Here is an 18520-nt window from a genome sequence, read left to right as displayed (position 1 = left end):
GTGGTCACTTCGGCAAAACCCAAATTCACAGTGATGATTACAGCGAACCTGCGCTTGGTTATGTTGTTGAAGTAAGGCCATGGGGTCAACAATTACATAAAAAAATGGTGGCAGAGGGCATAACGCTGTTTTGTCCAGATAAGGTAAGTGCTTACCAACAAAAAGCAGAGTGTATAGATTTAACGCTCGAATCTGGTGAGCAGCTGTCAGCAAAACTAATGTTGGTAGCTGATGGTGCTCATTCCAAAACATTAGCACCGCTGCATATTCATACTCACACAGATGATTACGATCAAGTAGCGCTTATAGCCAATATTGAAGTCGCTGATGGCAATCACAATAAAGCGTTTGAGCGTTTTACTGAAACGGGTCCAATGGCTTTATTACCTATGACCAAAAACCGATTTTCATTGGTGTGGTGTGTAAAACCCGAGCAGCAAGAAACACTTCTGGGCTTATCTAATGCTGATTTTGTTGCCCAGTTACAAGCGTCATTTGGTTATCGTGCGGGCATATTTACTAAAGTCGGTATGCGTGCTGCTTATCCATTAAAAGTGGGTAAGCCTGAGCGTTTAATGCATCATCGCGTTGCCATTTTAGGCAATGCAGCCCATCTAGTTCATCCTATTGCAGGGCAGGGCTTTAACCTTGGTTTACGCGATGTAATTCTACTTGAGAAGTTAATTTCAGAAGCCACCGCTGAGCAAAACGATATTGGTGATGTTAGTTTGCTTAATCGCTACCAAGTTGAGCGAAATCAAGATGTTGATACCGTGTTATGGTTAACTGATGCCCTTGTTAGAGGGTTTTCTAACGACAATCGCGCATTTGCATTAACGCGCAGCATTGTGTTAATCGCTATGGCAAAGTGCAAACGTTTAAAAGCGCCATTGGCAAAACAATTAATGGGGAATGTAGGCTAGTGAAACAAGTTCAAGCGATTGTTGTTGGCGGTGGCTGTATCGGTTTAAGTGCGGCATTAGGCTTAGCTAATCTTGGTAAAAAAGTTTTGTTAATCGATGCGGGAAAACCTGCAAACGTCAATAGTGATGAATTTGGCTTGCGTGTTAGTGCAATTAGCAAAGCAAGCCAAGCCTTGTTTGAAGACTTAGGTATTTGGCAAGGCATTCAGGCACAACGATTAGCGCCTTACTGTGACATGGATGTACGTGATAAGGACTCAACTGGACGCATTCATTTTTCTAGTAACGACCTTGACTTAACAGAGCTTGGCCACATTGTTGAGAACGAAGTTATTCGTCAGGCACTGATTAATGAGTGTGAAAAAAACAGCAATCTTGAGCTGCTATTTGAAACCCCTTACAGCAGTATTCATCAAACAGATCAACAAGTGCTAGTAACACTGGCATCGGGTGAGCCGGTTATGGCGGAACTTTTGATTGCCTGTGATGGTGCTAATTCGGCGATTCGCAGCCAATTTAAAATGCCGATTACCTTTTGGGATTATGACCATCATGCGGTAGTGGCAACGATTAAAAGCCAAGCTGCTCATGCAAATACGGCGCGTCAGGTATTTTTACCAACAGGGCCATTAGCATTTTTACCGTTACCAGAGCCAAATACCCATTCAATTGTGTGGTCAACTTCGCCAGAGCAAGCAAAGCAACTGCTAGCAATGGAAGAAGCTGATTTTAATAAAGCACTCACTGCCGCATTTGATAGTGAATTAGGTTTATGCGCTGTGGAAAGTCAGCGTTTAAGCTTCCCACTTAAAATGCGATATGCGAGAAAGTGGGTAGAAAATCGCGTAATTTTAATGGGCGATGCTGCACACACTATTCATCCACTTGCAGGCCTTGGTATGAACTTAGGCTTAAAAGATGTGGCGAAGCTATTAGATCTGATTGCCGATGAAGCGGGCAGCGATTTTGCGAATGCGAAATCACTTCGTCAATATGAAATGGCGCGAAAAGCCGATGCACAAACGCATATTGCGATGATGCAAGGGCTAAAAGAGTTATTTGAAGGCAGTAACCCAATTAAAAAACTAATTCGCGGCATAGGACTAAACTTGGTCGATGCAGCAAAACCCATCAAGCATTTGTTTGCCGAAAAAGCATTACAGTAAAGTTATTTGGCGCGTTTAGCGCCAAATTTTTATTTGCACTTTTAAACGATGACTAATACTTCTCCACTTTTAAGCCCAGAGCAAGCTTATCAAGCTGCACTTGAAAACGGCTTTGTCTCTGATAGCGCGCAAGCTCAAGCAGTGGCTGCGCTACAAAATTGTTATTTAGCATTAGAAAGCAAACAAACGAGTGTGCAAGGGGTCTATCTATATGGCCCGGTCGGTCGTGGTAAAACTTGGTTGATGGATAGCTTTTATAACAGCCTTACCATACCTGCTAAGCGTCAACACTTTCATCATTTTATGCGCTGGGTACATCAGCGTTTGTTTCAATTAACCGGCCGTGAAAATCCGCTAAAGTTATTGGCAAGTGAACTGGCAAAGGATGTTGATGTACTCTGTTTTGATGAGTTTTTTGTTAGTGACATTGGCGATGCGATTTTATTAAGTGGACTGGTACAGGCGTTTTTCGACCAAGGCTTAGTGCTGGTGGCAACGTCAAATCAACACCCTGACAAACTCTATGAAAATGGTTTTAATCGCGACAGACTGCTTCTTGCAATTGAAGCGTTACAACACCATATGCAGGTACTGAGTGTTGATGGCGGGCAAGACCATCGTTTACACCCGGGGGACAGCCAAAAACGCTACTGGGTGAAGCAAAGCGATGCGCTCACTCAGCAATTTAATTTGCTTGCAAAAGCACATAACCAAACGTGTTTTTCAACAGAACCTATAACGCTTGGGCACATTACCATAAATGTGATTAACCGGAGTAAACATCTACTCTTTTGTCACTATAACGCGATATGCGAACAGCCTTTGGCGGCTGTCGACTTTATTTCATTGTGCGATACTTACAAAGCGATTTTTCTTGAAAGTGTGCCGCAGCTATCGTGTGATTCAGTTGCAACTCATATCGCCCGTGGTACCGAAGATGGCGTAGAGCGTGTCGCCGCGGGAGATCGTGCTTTGCCTCAGTTATCACGTAAAGATGATGGTGTACGCCGTTTTATTGCCTTAGTAGATGAATGTTATGACCGCTCAATTCCGCTTTACATAAATGCAGATGTACCATTGCATCAGCTTTACACACAAGGCATATTAGAATTTGCATTTAGGCGAACACTTAGTCGCTTAAATGAAATGCAATTAGCACGCTTTCAGGCTGAAGGGCTTAGTAAAGAGTGACTAAGCCATACAGATTGTTGAAAATTCTGAGTTTTGTCTGCGCAAGATCAAGCAATTTTACAAAGCTTATCTATACTGTGTAACGGAACAAATAATAAAAAAGGAAACACAATGAGCTTAGGTACCGAACAAATCACCGATTTAGAGTTGCTGCTAAAATTTCCAACCTCCAGTGCGATGCAAGGATTAAAAATTCATCATGATGCGCCAGCAAGTGTACAAGCATCGGCCAAGCGTTTATTTGAACGCGGAATTATTGATCAAGTTGATGGTGGCTACTTAACGGAGCTTGGCCATGAACTACAGCAACACGCCCTGCATTTAAGTAACGCACTGAAATAATCCCTGTCATTTAGTGCAGCTAAATTAAAAGTCCAAAACCTGCCTAGATTGGTGTAATCTAGGCAGGCTACTAAATATAAGGACTTTCATGTTTACTCTCAAAAACTCATTTTTATCACTTTGTTTTGTAACGAGCTTTGCATCTTATAGTGCTATTTATAAATGCGAAATTGATGGCGTGCTCACCTTTAGCGATCAGCCATGTAGTGATAAATATGAAAAAATTGAAGTAAACCCACAGGTTATCAAAAAACGTCCAAATGCTAACGCAAAGCCAAATACTGATTCAACCGATACTTATGTTAAGTCACGTCAATTAAAGCGCGAAATTGAACAAGTAAAAGCCCGCATTAAAAAACTGCAAAAAGACATGGATGCAGAAATTAGAGAGGTTAAGAATATGACAGTTCGCACTGCTAATAACCTCTACGGTGCGTCTCGCTCTGAAGCGCTAGCGCTTGAAATGAACGCCATTACTGAGCGTTACCGCGGGCTAATTGACGTTGAGCAAAGTAACTTAGCGCGTTTACAAAATGAATTAAATAAACTGAATAACAGTAGCGCAACTAATCAAGGCGATGGCAATTCGCACACACAAGAACTCAATCGTATTGGCAGCTATGTAGATATGCAAAAGGTTGAAAGGCAAATTGCGAATAATGATGCGCAAATTAAGCGCTTGCAGCGTGAAATGAATGAAGAAGTTGCGGCATTAAAGAAGCAGTCGGGCAATGCTAATACCAATCTAGCAGGAGCAAAACTGCAACAATCTCTTGCGCAAGAAATGGCTGCGGTAAGCAAACAATATCAAATCAAAATTAATGCATTGCAAAAAGAGTCAGAAATTTTACGTTCACAAAAAGCAAAATCAGCAGCACCAAAAGAGCCAGCTTACAATGGTGAGGGCTATTAAGGTTATATTGCCAAGATCATAGGCACAAAACTATTCTTTTCTTTCATGAGCCTCAATTTTTTGCCAGAGGCTTTCTGCATCTGCTGTTAGCATTGAATAGGTTTTGATATCGCCATTTCGCTGGGCATGCATGGCTTTTTCTAATAATTTAAAATAATCCTTTTTCATTTTTTTTACTGGGTTTGGTTTTAAAAAACTAAACATTGAGAATCCTTTGAAGTGTTTAGTTAGCTAAACGTAATGAGCTTATAAGTGGATCACGCAAATGCTGAATAAGGTACTTTCAAAGTTAGTCACTGTTTTAAAAATAAAAAAAAGCCTGTGTTTCACAGGCTTTTTGTTGGGTGCCAAAATATAAACGAGGTTATCCACCTAGCTTATGTTTATACGTCCACAAATGCAGCATTTCGAGCGCAATGGTCGCGCCTGCAAGTGCAGTAATTTCGCTGTTATCGTAAGCTGGAGCAACTTCTACCACATCCATTCCGACAATATTCAGCCCTTTTAATTCGCGAAGAATATTGAGCGCTTTGTCGGTGGTTAAGCCACCACAAACCGGTGTGCCAGTACCTGGTGCAAACGCAGGATCAAGCGCGTCAATATCAAAGGTTAAATACACAGGTAACTCACCCACTGAGTGTTTAATCATCTCGGCTATGGTGTGCGCTGATAGCGCATTGCTCTCAGCGCCATCAATCACTTTAAAGCCATGCTCAGCTTGGGTGTAGTTCGTGCGAATACCCACTTGTACCGAACTATTTTTGTCGATAAGCCCTTCATTTGGCGCATGGTAAAACATAGTGCCATGGTCATACTGACTGCCATTAGCATAGGTGTCGGTGTGCGCATCAAAATGCACTAAAGCCATTTTACCAAAACGTTTTGCATGGGCGCGCAGTAGCGGTAAAGTAACAAAGTGATCCCCACCAAAACTTAGAAGGCTTTTACCTTGTTCTAAAAGTTGCGTGGCTGCATCTTCTACTTGCTGTGTAAAACCTTCGCTATCGCCCGGTGCAAACACCAAGTCGCCTGCATCAATTACTGCGCAATGATCGTTTAGTGTAAATGGCCAAGGGTAACGGGTTTCTTCCCATGCAAGGTTAACTGATGCGCGGCGCATTGCATCTGGGCCCATGCGGGCGCCTGAGCGCCCAGAAGTAGCCATATCAAATGGTAAACCAAGCACAACAACATCAGCATCACTTGATGTTGGGTCGTTAACTAATGGCTGGCGCATAAAAGTTGCGCCATTGCCAAACAGCATGCCATTGTGTTTTTCAAATACGTTACTCATGGACTAAATATCTTCCAAATAAGTGTAGCCTTTTAAACCTGCATCTAGCTCAGCAAGTACTTCGCTGCGCTCATGCTCTGGTAATTTGCTATTCGCTAATTGAGCAAATGCGAGTCTGAATTCTTCTGCATCTAAGTGCACATAACGCAGCATATCTTCAACGCTGTCGCCTTCGTTAATTTCAACAATTTCACTGTTGCCTTGTTCATTCACATTGACCACCACACTGTGAGTGTCACCAAATAGGTTGTGCATATCACCTAAAATTTCTTGATAAGCACCTACTAAAAAGAAGCCTAACAAGTAAGGTGAGTCGGCCTGCCAATTTGGCACTGGCAAGGTGGTTTCAATACCTTGTCCATCGACGTACTGGTCGATTGTGCCATCTGAATCACAAGTAATATCAAGGAGCACTGCACGGCGATCTGGCATGGTTTCTAAACCAGAAAGCGGTAACACTGGAAACACTTGATCAATACCCCATGCATCTGGCAGCGATTGAAATAGCGAAAAATTAACAAAGAATTTATCTGCTAATCGCTCGTTTAACTCGTCCATAATTGGCCGATGAAAACGGTTTTTGCCATCCATCAACTGCTGTAGCTCGTAGTTAATGCGCAGTGTTATTTGTTCTGCCCATGCGCGTTGCTCAAGGCTTAAAAGCCCCATTGCAAACTGGCTGTGCACTTCGGCTAGGTCGTTAATGCAATCGTGATAAATCTCAATTAACGCTCTGTCATCAACACGGTTATTAAGTTGTAACCACGAACGCCACATGTTTTGTAAAAGTAATGGTGCATCGCTCTCAAGTGCTGGCAATTCTTCTACCTGATACGATTCAGTACCAATCACATTGGTAATAAGTACCGCGTGATGCGCTGTTAACGCACGGCCAGACTCTGAAATAATCATCGGCATTGGTTGCTCATACTGCTTACACATGTCGCCAATGGTGTAGACGATGTTATTTGCATATTCAGCAAGTGAGTAATTCATAGAATTGCTCGATTGGCTGCGCGTGCCATCGTAATCAATGGCTAAACCACCACCTACATCCATACAGGCTAAATTTGCACCTAAACGGCGTAATTCACAGTAAAAACGTGCTGCTTCACTAACACCTGTGCGCACATCGCGAATGTTCGCCATTTGTGAGCCTAAGTGAAAGTGAACAAGTTGTAGTGCGCTTTCCATTTTGTGCGATTTAAGCTCAGCTAATACACTTAATACTTGTGATGCAGATAAGCCAAACTTTGATTTTTCACCACCGCTTGCTTGCCACTTGCCTTTACCTTGCGATGCTAAACGTACGCGCACACCTAAGCGTGGGCTTACGCCAAGTTTGTTTGCTTCTTCAAGCACCATTTCAAGTTCAGAACGCTTCTCAAGCACAATATTCACTTTGTGACCAAGCTTTTCGCCGATAAGTGCTAAGCGAATATACTCGCGGTCTTTATAGCCGTTACACACAATCACAGAACTGACTTTTTGTGCCATCGCAAGTACAGCTAGCAGCTCTGCTTTGCTACCTGCTTCTAAACCTAATTGCTTTACCGATTGGCTAGCTTGGCTTGCTAAAATTTCTTCCACCACTTCGCGTTGTTGGTTTACTTTAATTGGATAAACTAGTAAGTAGTTGTTGCTGTAATCATAGCTTTCAATAGCCGCGTTAAACGCATTGCATAAACTATGTACGCGGTGGTGTAAAATTTGCGGAAATCGCACAAGCGCTGGTAACGACAACCCTTGCTGTTGAATTTGTTCGGCAATTTTAGACAAACTTACTGCATGCGTTGGCTTTGCCATATTTGGTGACACAGTAATTTCGCCTTGATCATTAATTCCATAATAACCTTGGCTCCAATGAGGTACATTGTAGCTTGCACGAACATGTTCAATTGCAGTGGTTTCTTTCATTTCTACCCTTAAAAAATAAATCGGCCATAAGACCAAAAAGTGCGCGCATTTAAAGGGAATAGGGGGGGGAAGTCCAACATAAAATTTTTGTCGTATCGACAAGAATAATGTTGGCAATATTAGACTACAATTAATTTATATTTTGTTCATTTACAGCTATAAACGCACTAGAAAATATTGCCATAAATAGTTTGGCACAAATCTTAAACGCTTCATTGGAGCTACTAAATGAGTGACACTGTCACAAATGAACATCGCCTTATTATCAGCTTTTTAGGTCACTCTATTAATAAAGAAAAAGCAGATATAAAGTTACATCAACAGCTTGACGCTATAAAAGTACGCGATGCTTATGGTATATGCATTAATAGCAAACAAGCCTGGCTGTTTGATTATGCAGTGTTAGTGTGTTGGGACTTTAATCAAGCTGAGCTTGAACAACTGATTGCGCAAATTGATGAGTTAATTATCTCACCTGAAAAACGCCCGAGCATCGATCACTATATTTACCGAGAGGGTGAAAATGGTGACTTTCATATTAAAAATGATTGCCTATTTTTAGATAACTCAGATGATATGACCAAATTGGCACTTAGTCATGCACTTGCGCAGTCGGCTAAGTTAGAGTTTTTTGAAGAGCAAGCACAAGCGGTAATTAGTGAAAATGCGTATTTATCTCAGCAGCTTGCACAAACTGGTAAGGTGCCTTTAACACGAAAAGAATTAGCAAAGTTGCGTGGTACGCTGTTTAAAACCAGTACCGATATTAATTTGCACTTTAATTTGCTAGATACCCCCGAGTTCTTTTGGGATAACCCAAATTTAGAAGGGGTTTATCAGCAACTCAGCAAATATTTAGATTTATTGCCACGTATACATATTTTGCAAAAAAAGCTCGACACCATTCACAACTTGGTCGACATGCTAAGTACTGAGCAAAACCACAAGCACTCTGCGTTTTTAGAGTGGGTGATTATTATTTTAATTGCCGTCGATATAGCGATTTATTTCTTTTAAGCCTCCGCTTAAATTTTAAAAGCAACAAAAAGCCTGTGTATCTCACAGGCTTTTTTTTATGAATAAGTTAGATGAGTAAAGCAAGCCGCGCTAAATTCACAAAGAATAAAATACGACTTTAATTCCCACTAAGAAATTTAAAATGTGTTTGGTACATCCAGTGGTACAAAGAATATAGTTGATTACTTTCAGGTATTTCAATTATTGGGTTTTATACCAGTCTTGGTAAGTCCGAAATAATAGACAGCGCTTGATTAATAAAATGATATTAAGTCAGTTTTTATGTGGTTATTATATTGGACTATGGCTTATTACATTTTATATGTAGTACTCGCTCTTATTCATTTTGGTGGTACTACTTTATATATTGATTGGAATTGTCAGTTAAAAATCTAAGTTGTTGATATTTAATATCTGTGGCGAATTTTAGGCAAAAGAAAAGCCGCTAAAAAGCGGCTTTGTCTGTGCTATTGGTGGAGCTGGGGGGATTTGAACCCCCGTCCGAAAAGCGTCGACCTTCGGTCCTACATGTTTAGTATCGTCTTTTGGTTAACCTTTAAATCTCGGACGAACACGATAAGTAAAGGCGAGGCCGCTTCAATTTAGCCCTTCAACCCCGGCCAGGGTTTCCGTAGCGATCTTGTGTAGGGTGACACTTCGAATCTCAGTCCACAAGAATACGTGAGTGAAGTGCTAGCGGGAATTAAGCCGCTAGAGCGTAAGAATCGTCGTTTGCGATTACTTTAAATACGGCTTTTTTACGAGGCCAGCCGCACCTCGACATGCACCTTAGGCTTCATGAATCCCGTCGAATCCTAATCAGCCCCTGAATTTGTTTCATCTGAATCATACTCAGTTGCATAGATTATAACGCTTAGTTTTCGCGTTAAACAAGAAAAAACCACAATTAAGTGGTCTTATCTAGGTTATGTGCTGGGTTTTTAATCGTTTTCTTCGATTTCAGGCATCGGCCAACCGCCTAAGGCTTGCCATTTATTCACAATGTAACAGTAAAGCTCAGCGGTGCGCTCGGTATCGTATAACGCGCTATGTGCTTGGCTATTATCAAAATCAATGCCTGCGGCGCGACATGCTTTTGCAAGCACCGTTTGGCCTACTGCTAAACCTGCTAAAGTTGTTGTATCAAAACTTACGAATGGGTGAAACGGTGTGCGTTTAATGTTATTGCGCTCAATTGCGGCATTTAAAAAACCGTGATCAAATGCAGCGTTATGTGCAACAACAACACTGCGTTGGCAACCTGCTTCTTTTTGTGCTTTGCGCACTGCTTTGCAAATTTCTTTAATAGCAACATCTTCTTTTACGGCGCCACGAAGTGGGGAAAATGGGTCGATGCCATTAAATTCAATTGCCGAACGTTCTATGTTTGCACCATCAAAGGGTTCAACATGAAAGTGAAGAGTTTTGCCGATGCTGAGCTCACCTTGGTCGTCCATTTTTAGCAAGCTCACAGCAATTTCTAATAATGCATCGGTTTTATTATTAAAGCCTGCCGTCTCAACGTCGATAACTACAGGAAAGAAACCGCGAAAACGCTTGGCAAATAAAGTTGTTTGAGCTTCAGCTTGAGACATATACTTACTTTCAGTGCTTAATAAGGCCGCGTATTATGGCAAAATTAGGTTGATACTGACCAGTAAAATTTTATGAACTAACACCTTATTTAGGTATATTTATTGCTTAAAATTATTAGCTGTTGCTTGTTACAGCAGTTGTTGTGTTTAACCATGCGTTTATCGAACTTAGGAGACCTAAGTGCAATATAAAAAAATAGTTCAGTGCTTATGCGTTGGTCTTTCGCTAAGTGCTGTTTTTTCTTCGCAGGCAGCGCTTCGCAGTTATGGTGCTGTTGCAAGTAATGCAAAGTGGAATACACCAGAGAGCTCACGTTTAAGTTGTCAGTTAGAGCATGATATTCCACGCTTTGGTAAAGCCAAATTTTTGTCCACTGCAAGCAAAGACAAACCGCTTCATTTCACGCTAGATATGTTGATTAGGCCAGAAGGATATAATGTTGCAGACGTGCTTTCGGTACCGCCAGTTTGGAAAGCAGGTAACCCTGCACGCAGTTTATTTGACGCAAATTTGTTAAAGCAATTTGATACAGAGTTGGATTCAAAAGCCTCTTGGCTATTATTGACTGAGCTTGAAAAAGGTAATGTGCCAACATTTTATTATCAAGATTGGCACAATAACCAAGATAAAATAAAAGTGGAATTGTCAGCGGTTAATTTTCGTAATCAGTATTTAAATTTTTTAGAGTGTCGCGATGGTTTACTACCATTTAGCTTCGATGATATTGCGTATACTGTCATGCGATATGAATCCAATAGTAGCGAATTGACTCGAGATTCAAAAAAGCGCTTAGAAAAGATAGGCTTATATTTGGAGAACGATCCCACTATTGATTCAGTGGTGATCACTGCCTATACCGATTCATACGGTGGCCGTTATATTAACCAACAACTGTCAGAAAAGCGTGCGCAAGCAATTAAAACGTACATGACAGAAAAAGGTATTGCTGCTGAAAAAATTATGACACAAGGGTTTGGTGAAAGACGCCACGTGGCAACCAATAACACCATTATTGGCCGTGGTAAAAACCGCCGCGTTGTGATTCAAATTGAAAAGGTTTAAAAGGCTTTTGTCAGATTAGGTGTTTTAAACCGTTATACCATGATGGCGGTGTTATTCCGTCATCATTATGCTGATTTCACACCAACTTTCTTGCTGATAAAACCCAATCTTTACCTTTTTACCAGAGATGGTGTAAAAATATGTATAGCGACCAATATCTTCGGTCACTGTTTGGGGCTCACCTAATGTATCACGATAAAACTGCATCACAATATCTATATCTTGTTTGACAAAACCACTGATAATCATCGGATAATCATCTTCAAGTGACATGCGTACTTGAAAGTCGTTGGGAAGGGGTACGTCGTCAATATTTGCAATCGCTATATGACTTAGACTCATTAAAGCGCCTAGTACGATACTGCAAAACAACTTCTTCATGTAAGAACTCCTGATTACCCTTGAAGGGTTAACTTTCTAATAATAATAAGGATAGTCTAACGAAATCAGAAGAGGTAACAATTCCTTGCAACTGATTGTTGTCATCTACTACTGGCAAACAGCCGTGTCGGTTGTTTAAGAAAAACCGTGCAGCTTCTGCTAGTGGCATGGTTTCGTTGGCAAAAACAACATCTTTATCAACGAGCTCTGAAACAGGTACTTGTTTTTCTCTTCTTTGTAACGCATTTACACCATATTTGTCTAGCAAATACATTGTTTTAGCTAAAATGCTTTTTTGTGTAACCATACCAAAAAAGCAGCCACTGGCTAATACGGGAATATGGCGAATATTATGTTCTTTCATCATTTGGTGCACATCCATCATGTTGCTTTCCAGTTCAATCGAAAGCACGTTACGCGTCATTAAGTCAGCAATTGTTTTTATCATGTTAATCTACTTTTTAAGCATTCAGTACAATTAGTTTAGCGTGTATCCAATATATCGCTTTGCGCTAGGGCAATGAATTTCTGATTTATTATTGTTTTTTGTGCAATGAATCAATTTGCCAATGCACTTTCATGCTTAATACATTTCAAAACAGCAAAAAAGCATTACCATTTTATTATTTCAAAACCAATAAGCATTTGAAAAATAATCGTTTTAAAAAAATATTCAATTGCCCCTATATTCAAAACAAAAGTTAATATATTGTATACATTATATTGAATTCATGTTTTTAGTGTTCAATATATCGTTTAGCAACGAAATTCGATAGTGATTTATCGAATACTATGACAACAACAACTGGAAAAATAACAATGAAATTAACTAAATTGGCGTTTGTGCTTGCGACTTTAAGTTATGGTCAAAGTGCGTTTGCTACCAGCGCGCCTACATCACAAAATCAGCCTAAGGTACACCATCATGGTGTTGAATTTAAGCGCATGGATAATGCGCCAACAGCAGTAACCACACAGCAATTAAATCAACCATATGATCATGCGAAACATGATTTACACACTGTAAATGTTAAAAACATACAACAAACACTAGCTGCGACTTGTAACGTTAATGCGCTTGCAACCACTAATTCTACTCAACTTATCAATGAAATTAAGTCGCAGGGATCTAACTGCGTTAATGAGTTATTTAGTGCAACAAGCGACGTTCAAAAAGCGGCTTATGATTCAAATAATATGTACGCTGTAGCTAACCATGTGAAAGGCCTTGCTCAGAGCTATCAAGGTGGTGGTGATAATGACATTGAGGCGTTATTTTTATATTTACGCGCTGGTTACTATGTGGAGTTTTATAACGACCAAGTAACCTTTGCATCTTGGGTAAAGCCTGCGGTAAAAGGCGCTATTGACGCGTTTGTTAACAACAGTCATTTTTATGACGATAACGATGCTCACGGTAAAACACTTTCTGAAGTATTAATCACAATGGACAGCTCTGAGCAGCAAGATATATATCTGCCGGTAGTTGTTGAATGGTTAAACCGCTGGAATGCAAGTTATGCAGCTAAGTGGAATATGCGCAGTGCAGTAAACGGCGTATTTACGATTTTATTTCGCGGCCAATGGAATACTGAATTTAAAAATAAAATAGGCTCGGCTAACGATTTAGTAAGTGCGCTTGCTAAATTTACCACAAGCACTTACATGATTGATTCAGATGCTGAATATATGATTGCCAATGCCGCACGTGAATTAGGCCGTTTAAAACTATATCCAGGTACTATTCAATCGGGTGTTGATGCTGCATTAAATCGGATTTTCACAGATTATCAAATGTATGGTTACGGTGATTCAGTTTGGTTAGGAGCTGCAGATACTGCTTCGTACCATGGCAATTGTAGTGATTATAATATTTGCGGCTTTGAATCGCAGTTAGAATCTCAAGTGCTTTCTCAAACATACACGTGTAGTAGCACAATTAAAATCCGCTCACAAAATATGACTAGCGCGCAGCATCAAGCTGCTTGTAGCAAAATGGGTTACGAAGAAACGTATTTCCATGGTCAATTACAAACTAATAACACGCCTGTTGCAGATGATGTGAATAGTCAATTACAAGTGAATATTTTTGACTCAAGTAACGACTACGGTAAATATGCAGGTGTTATTTTTGGTATTGATACAAATAATGGTGGTATGTATTTAGAAGGGAATCCTTCAACACCGGGTAATATTCCAAACTTTGTCGCATACGAAGCAAGCTATGCTAACCCAGATCATTACGTTTGGAATTTAGAGCATGAGTATGTGCATTATCTTGACGGTCGCTTTGATTTATATGGTGGCTTTAATGCACCAACTGAAGCAATTGTATGGTGGAGTGAAGGTGTCGCTGAATACATTGCCAATGAAAATGATAACCAAGCTGCTATCGACACGATTAAAGATGGCTCAACTTTCAGCTTAGGCACTGTATTTGAAACAACTTATGATGGTTTTGATCAAGATCGTATTTACCGCTGGGGTTATTTAGCGGTTCGTTTTATGTTTGAACGTCACCGCGATGAGCTAAATCAAATGTTAGCTGCTACGCGTTCGGGTGACTGGGCTGCATATAAAGCGCGTATAAATACATGGGCTACTAATTATGGTAATGAGTTCACTCAGTGGACTCAAGAATTAGCCAATGGCGGCGGTACAAACCCACCACAAAATACTGCTCCAGTTGCAATGATTAATGGTCCTTATAGTGCTGCTGAAGGTGAGTTGATCTCATTCTCGAGTAATGGCTCATATGATAATGAATCAACGATTGCATCATACAACTGGAATTTTGGTGACGGCACTACAAGTTCAGAAGCAAGTCCTACGCACAGCTATGCGGTAGCAGGGGATTATGCGGTGACGTTAACGGTAACTGACCCAGAAGGCCTGAGCGCAAGTGAATCAACAACCGCAACAGTAACAGGTAACGAGCCGCCAGTGGGTAATGAATTACAAAATGGTGTGGCGCAGCAAGTAACGGGTAATACGGGCGATGAAAAACGCTTTGTGATAAATGTTCCAGCAAATACAAGTGACTTTGAAATCACCCTAAACGGTGGCTCTGGAGATGGTGATTTATACGTTAAGTTTGGCGACGCGCCTACGCTTACAAGCTATGATTGTCGTCCATATGTAGGTGGTAATAGCGAGCGCTGTACTATCGAAAAACCACAAGCTGGCACTTACCATGTAATGGTTTATGGTTACGCTAATTTTGATACACAAGTTAAAGCAAATTACACTGTTCGCTCTGGTGGTGGTTTTAATGTACCAAATGCCTGTGCAACAGAAGGGCCAAGTGGCGGTGGTCGCTTATACGATGGTGATGTGATGTGCCTTGCTGAGCAGGAGCCAATTTGGTTGAGTATTGCTGATGTCAGTGGTGCAACAAGTGTGGCAATTACAACATCAAATGGTTCAGGTGATATCAATCTTGAATACCGTAATGGTGGTTGGCCAAGTGCTGGTAATGTAGATGCGTCATCACAAAATGTGGGCAATGGCGAATGTATTTACATCACAAACCAAAGTGCTTATTGGGGTTATGTAAAAGTGTCAGGCACAGCGAATGGCGCTTCAATAGTTGTGGATTTCAATACACCAGGTTGTCGTTAATTTCCCAGAAGTTAATGAATACCTATTTGATACTTTCAAAATTAATCACGTATTAAATTAGGTAAAAACCAATAGCCGCATCTCCTAGCAGGATGCGGCTATTTTTTTAGCGTTTATTACGTTTTAAGTCGCGAATTATAAAGCGGTTAGGGTGTAGCATTTCACTTATATGAATTGGCACGGGTAATGGTTCATCGCAAAGTTCAGCCACTAACATTTCCGCCGCAAGTGGTGCGGTACATAAACCTCGCGCACCTAAGCCTGAAAAAACGTATAAGCCTTGATGCGGGTTCACCACTTCACCAAAACCGAACTGCTGTCCTTTTCTGAGCGGTGCGAAATTATCAATTAGTGTTGCTTCACACACAGCTTCACCTACAATCGGTTGATGATCTGGCGTAGTACAGCGAATAGCCGCTTTGGCATCTAATATTGATTTGGCAGTAATACCGAGTTGCTCAGGGTAAAACGACGTGAGTTGTTTTAAGTTTATAAGGTTATCTTCCTCACTAATTTCACGGCTCATACTTTGTTTTTCAAAAGTCGCTCCCATGCAATGGGTGTTGTCGAGCTGCGGTGTAAAATACCCTTTATGGCACAATACGGTGTTAAGTTGTGAAGATAATTCATTTGTCGCAACACTGCTTACTTGACCACGTACAGGCTTAAACGGCAGAGATTGCATTTGTGAAAAACGCGTTGTTAATTCGCCACAGGTGATAAATACATGACTAAACTCGCCCAGAAACTCCTGATTCTCATCACGTAATTGATAACCGGTTTGCGTTCTTACAATGTCACATACCTCGCTATTAAAATGCACTTGCTGATTGGCTTTGCTCCGACCCGCATCGAAAAGTGCATTTACCAATGCTGGGGGGGTAACCCAACCAGCCGGTTCAATAAATAAGCCTGAGTAGTTAGCTTTTATACCTGTAATTTGATTTGCTTCATCTTCGTTTACACCACGGATAAGCGATGTTGGCCAATTGCCTTTTTGCGCAAGGCGGGTTTGAATTTCAACTTTGTTGTCAGTAACGCCATGCAGTAAAACGCCGCACCAATCATGGGGGTAGTGGAAGCCTTCATCATTAATTTGCTGATAAAGCCTTTTTGCGTAATAAAAACTGTGAGCAAAAAATTCACTGCTACTGTTAAAGTCGGCTTGAAGGTTTGGATAGACCGCCCCTTGATGGTTATGAGAGGCACCTTGTGCAAAAGTATCGTCTTTACAAAAAATATGAGTAGCAATACCGCGTTTTGAAAAACTATAGGCAAGAGTTGCCGATGCTATACCACCGCCAATAATCGCTACTTTATTAAGTTGTTGTGGCTCACGCTTAAAATATGCAGGTTGGGTGGTGAATTGATTCGCGATGTCTAAAGTGCCTACAACCATTTCGCGTTTACGACCATATCCTTTTACTTTTTTGGTGGAAAAACCTGCATCGCTCAGGCCGCGGCGCACAAACCCTGCCGCGGTAAAGGTTGCAAACGTACAGTTTTCTCGGCCTAAATTAGCCATACCATCAAAAAGGGATTGTTGCCACATGTCGGGGTTTTTACTTGGCGCAAACCCATCGAGATACCACGCATCAACAATGCCGGATTCACTGTAACAAAGTTGTGGTAGCGTATCTTGAATATCGCCAAACCATAAATCTAAAATAACGCGCCCTTGCTCAAACTCTAAACGGTGGCAACCTGCCATGGCGACAGGGTATTTTGCGATAAGTTGTTCGCTTAACTCTGTAAGCTCAGGCCAGGCTGCAAGCGCCTGTTGTAATGCTGTTTGTTCTAAAGGGAATTTTTCAAAGCTAATAAAGTGAAGTTGTTCAACAGATTTATCGTCATCTTGATTAAAACGCTGCCACGTATTTAAAAAATTAAGGCCAGTGCCAAACCCTGTTTCAGCTATTACAAAATGCCTTCTCGGGTGATTTTGCCAACGCGTAGCAATATTGTTTTGCTGAAAAAATACGTAATCTGACTCTAATAAGCCGTTATCGTTTGAAAAGTAAACATCATCAAAGTCTTGTGCGACTGGTGTTCCTGATTCATTAAACTCAATTTTTGCGTGGCGGATCATAATTATTTAAAACAAACTTAACCTGGCGCTATTGTACGAGATATAGGGGGACGGTTAAACTTGATTTAGAACAAATTAAGCTTATAAATTTGGCAGTTAAGGTTAAAATACTGTAAATTCGAAACACGTGTACGCTGAGATTAGACCAGTTTTTTGTAAATAACACGTAGAATAGAGCACAATTTACTTTGTAGAAAAGGTTTATCCATGAAAAGAGCCGTAATTACGGGTATCGGTATTGTTTCAAGTATCGGTAATAATCAAGAAGAAGTACTTGAATCATTAAAAGCAGGTCGTTCAGGCATTACATTCAACCAAGAATTTGCAGACCTAAAATTACGTTCAAACGTATGTGGTAGCATTGACCTTGATCCAAAAGAGCACGTAGACCGCAAAGCAATGCGTTTTATGGGTGATGCAGCAGCATACTCATACATTTCAATGCAACAGGCGATTGATGATTCAGGCCTATCTGAAGATCAAGTGTCTAACCCGCGTACAGGTATTATTGTTGGTTCAGGCGGTGGTTCATCTAAAAACCAAGTTGAAGCAGCTGACATTCTTCGCGAAAAAGGTGTTAAGCGCGTAGGTCCTTATATGGTTCCTCGTACAATGGCCTCAACGACGTCAGCATGTTTAGCAACACCATTCAAAATTAAAGGTGTTAACTACTCAATCAGTTCAGCGTGTGCAACATCGGCTCACTGTATTGGTCATGCGGTAGAACAAATCCAACTTGGTAAACAAGATGTTGTATTTGCTGGTGGCGGTGAAGAACTTCACTGGACGCTTGCAATGGAATTTGATGCGATGGGTGCATTATCAACTAAATATAATGAAACGCCTGAACTTGCTTCACGTACTTACGATGCAAACCGCGATGGTTTTGTTATCTCTGGCGGTGGCGGTATCGTTGTTGTTGAAGAGTTAGAGCACGCATTAGCGCGTGGCGCGAAAATTTACGGTGAGATTGTAGGTTACGGCGCAACATCTGATGGTTACGACATG

General features: G+C 40.9%; 16 protein-coding genes and 1 other RNA gene. 9 read left to right on the top strand and 8 right to left on the bottom strand.

Annotated elements, in window-relative coordinates:
• The 5 genes from ABYD77_RS11380 to ABYD77_RS11360 all read left to right on the top strand — a co-directional run.
• On the top strand, nt 1-923 hold a 923-nt coding region (locus ABYD77_RS11380; protein WP_372769950.1), incomplete at its 5' end, for an FAD-dependent monooxygenase.
• Nucleotides 923-2089, top strand: coding sequence for an FAD-dependent oxidoreductase (locus ABYD77_RS11375; RefSeq protein ID WP_372769948.1), 1167 nt, complete (start codon nt 923-925; stop codon nt 2087-2089). The genes ABYD77_RS11380 and ABYD77_RS11375, both read left to right, overlap by 1 nt.
• 48 nt (nt 2090-2137) lie before the next feature.
• A complete protein-coding gene (zapE, locus tag ABYD77_RS11370; RefSeq protein WP_372769946.1) occupies nt 2138-3280 on the top strand; it encodes a cell division protein ZapE in 1143 nt (380 codons plus the stop codon).
• Between the two features lie 111 nt (nt 3281-3391).
• On the top strand, nt 3392-3622 hold the full coding sequence (locus tag ABYD77_RS11365; protein WP_274761458.1) for a TIGR02647 family protein: 231 nt from the start codon (nt 3392-3394) through the stop codon (nt 3620-3622).
• A gap of 88 nt (nt 3623-3710) precedes the next feature.
• Nucleotides 3711-4535, top strand: coding sequence for a hypothetical protein (locus tag ABYD77_RS11360; protein WP_372769944.1), 825 nt, complete (start codon nt 3711-3713; stop codon nt 4533-4535).
• Between the two features lie 30 nt (nt 4536-4565).
• On the opposite strand, the gene ABYD77_RS11355 is transcribed toward ABYD77_RS11360, so the two are convergent.
• The 3 genes from ABYD77_RS11355 to speA form a co-directional block, all read right to left on the bottom strand.
• The gene (locus ABYD77_RS11355) at nt 4566-4739 is read right to left on the bottom strand and encodes a DUF6435 family protein (RefSeq protein ID WP_372769942.1); all 174 of its coding nucleotides are present in this window, start codon (nt 4737-4739) and stop codon (nt 4566-4568) included.
• A 160-nt stretch (nt 4740-4899) separates the two neighbouring features.
• Nucleotides 4900-5829 (bottom strand): agmatinase, encoded by a 930-nt coding sequence (gene speB / locus ABYD77_RS11350; RefSeq protein ID WP_372769940.1) that lies wholly within the window; start codon nt 5827-5829, stop codon nt 4900-4902.
• A 3-nt stretch (nt 5830-5832) separates the two neighbouring features.
• Nucleotides 5833-7746, bottom strand: coding sequence for a biosynthetic arginine decarboxylase (gene speA, locus ABYD77_RS11345; protein ID WP_372769938.1), 1914 nt, complete (start codon nt 7744-7746; stop codon nt 5833-5835).
• A gap of 228 nt (nt 7747-7974) precedes the next feature.
• Between speA and ABYD77_RS11340 the strand changes: the two genes are divergently transcribed.
• Nucleotides 7975-8763 (top strand): RMD1 family protein, encoded by a 789-nt coding sequence (locus ABYD77_RS11340; RefSeq protein ID WP_372769936.1) that lies wholly within the window; start codon nt 7975-7977, stop codon nt 8761-8763.
• Between the two features lie 471 nt (nt 8764-9234).
• Here the strand turns inward: ABYD77_RS11340 and ssrA are convergent.
• Both ssrA and rnt read right to left on the bottom strand, forming a co-directional pair.
• Nucleotides 9235-9590: a transfer-messenger RNA gene (gene ssrA / locus ABYD77_RS11335) on the bottom strand.
• A gap of 114 nt (nt 9591-9704) precedes the next feature.
• Complete coding sequence (gene rnt / locus ABYD77_RS11330) at nt 9705-10358, bottom strand: ribonuclease T (RefSeq protein ID WP_372769934.1); 654 nt, start codon at nt 10356-10358, stop codon at nt 9705-9707.
• 181 nt (nt 10359-10539) lie between these two features.
• Here rnt and ABYD77_RS11325 point away from each other — a divergent pair, with 181 nt between their 5' ends.
• Entirely contained in the window at nt 10540-11421 is an 882-nt protein-coding gene (locus tag ABYD77_RS11325; RefSeq protein ID WP_372769932.1) for an OmpA family protein, read from the top strand.
• Between the two features lie 51 nt (nt 11422-11472).
• On the opposite strand, the gene ABYD77_RS11320 is transcribed toward ABYD77_RS11325, so the two are convergent.
• Both ABYD77_RS11320 and ABYD77_RS11315 read right to left on the bottom strand, forming a co-directional pair.
• Nucleotides 11473-11802: a hypothetical protein gene (locus tag ABYD77_RS11320; RefSeq protein WP_372769930.1), complete on the bottom strand. Its 330-nt coding sequence runs from the start codon at nt 11800-11802 to the stop codon at nt 11473-11475.
• Between the two features lie 28 nt (nt 11803-11830).
• A complete protein-coding gene (locus ABYD77_RS11315; RefSeq protein WP_372769928.1) occupies nt 11831-12250 on the bottom strand; it encodes a CBS domain-containing protein in 420 nt (139 codons plus the stop codon).
• A gap of 371 nt (nt 12251-12621) precedes the next feature.
• Here ABYD77_RS11315 and ABYD77_RS11310 point away from each other — a divergent pair, with 371 nt between their 5' ends.
• Nucleotides 12622-15423, top strand: coding sequence for a collagenase (locus ABYD77_RS11310; protein WP_372769926.1), 2802 nt, complete (start codon nt 12622-12624; stop codon nt 15421-15423).
• Between the two features lie 106 nt (nt 15424-15529).
• Here the strand turns inward: ABYD77_RS11310 and mnmC are convergent, their stop codons facing one another.
• Complete coding sequence (gene mnmC, locus ABYD77_RS11305; protein WP_372769924.1) at nt 15530-17512, bottom strand: bifunctional tRNA (5-methylaminomethyl-2-thiouridine)(34)-methyltransferase MnmD/FAD-dependent 5-carboxymethylaminomethyl-2-thiouridine(34) oxidoreductase MnmC; 1983 nt, start codon at nt 17510-17512, stop codon at nt 15530-15532.
• A 207-nt stretch (nt 17513-17719) separates the two neighbouring features.
• Here mnmC and ABYD77_RS11300 point away from each other — a divergent pair.
• Nucleotides 17720-18520: beta-ketoacyl synthase N-terminal-like domain-containing protein (locus ABYD77_RS11300; RefSeq protein WP_372769922.1), on the top strand; the 801-nt coding region annotated here is incomplete at its 3' end.

The organism is Pseudoalteromonas sp., assembly GCF_041629635.1.
In the GTDB taxonomy this organism is placed as follows: domain Bacteria; phylum Pseudomonadota; class Gammaproteobacteria; order Enterobacterales; family Alteromonadaceae; genus Pseudoalteromonas.
The sequence above is the reverse complement of the archived record's forward strand: the minus strand, read 5'-3'. Positions and strand labels throughout refer to the sequence as shown.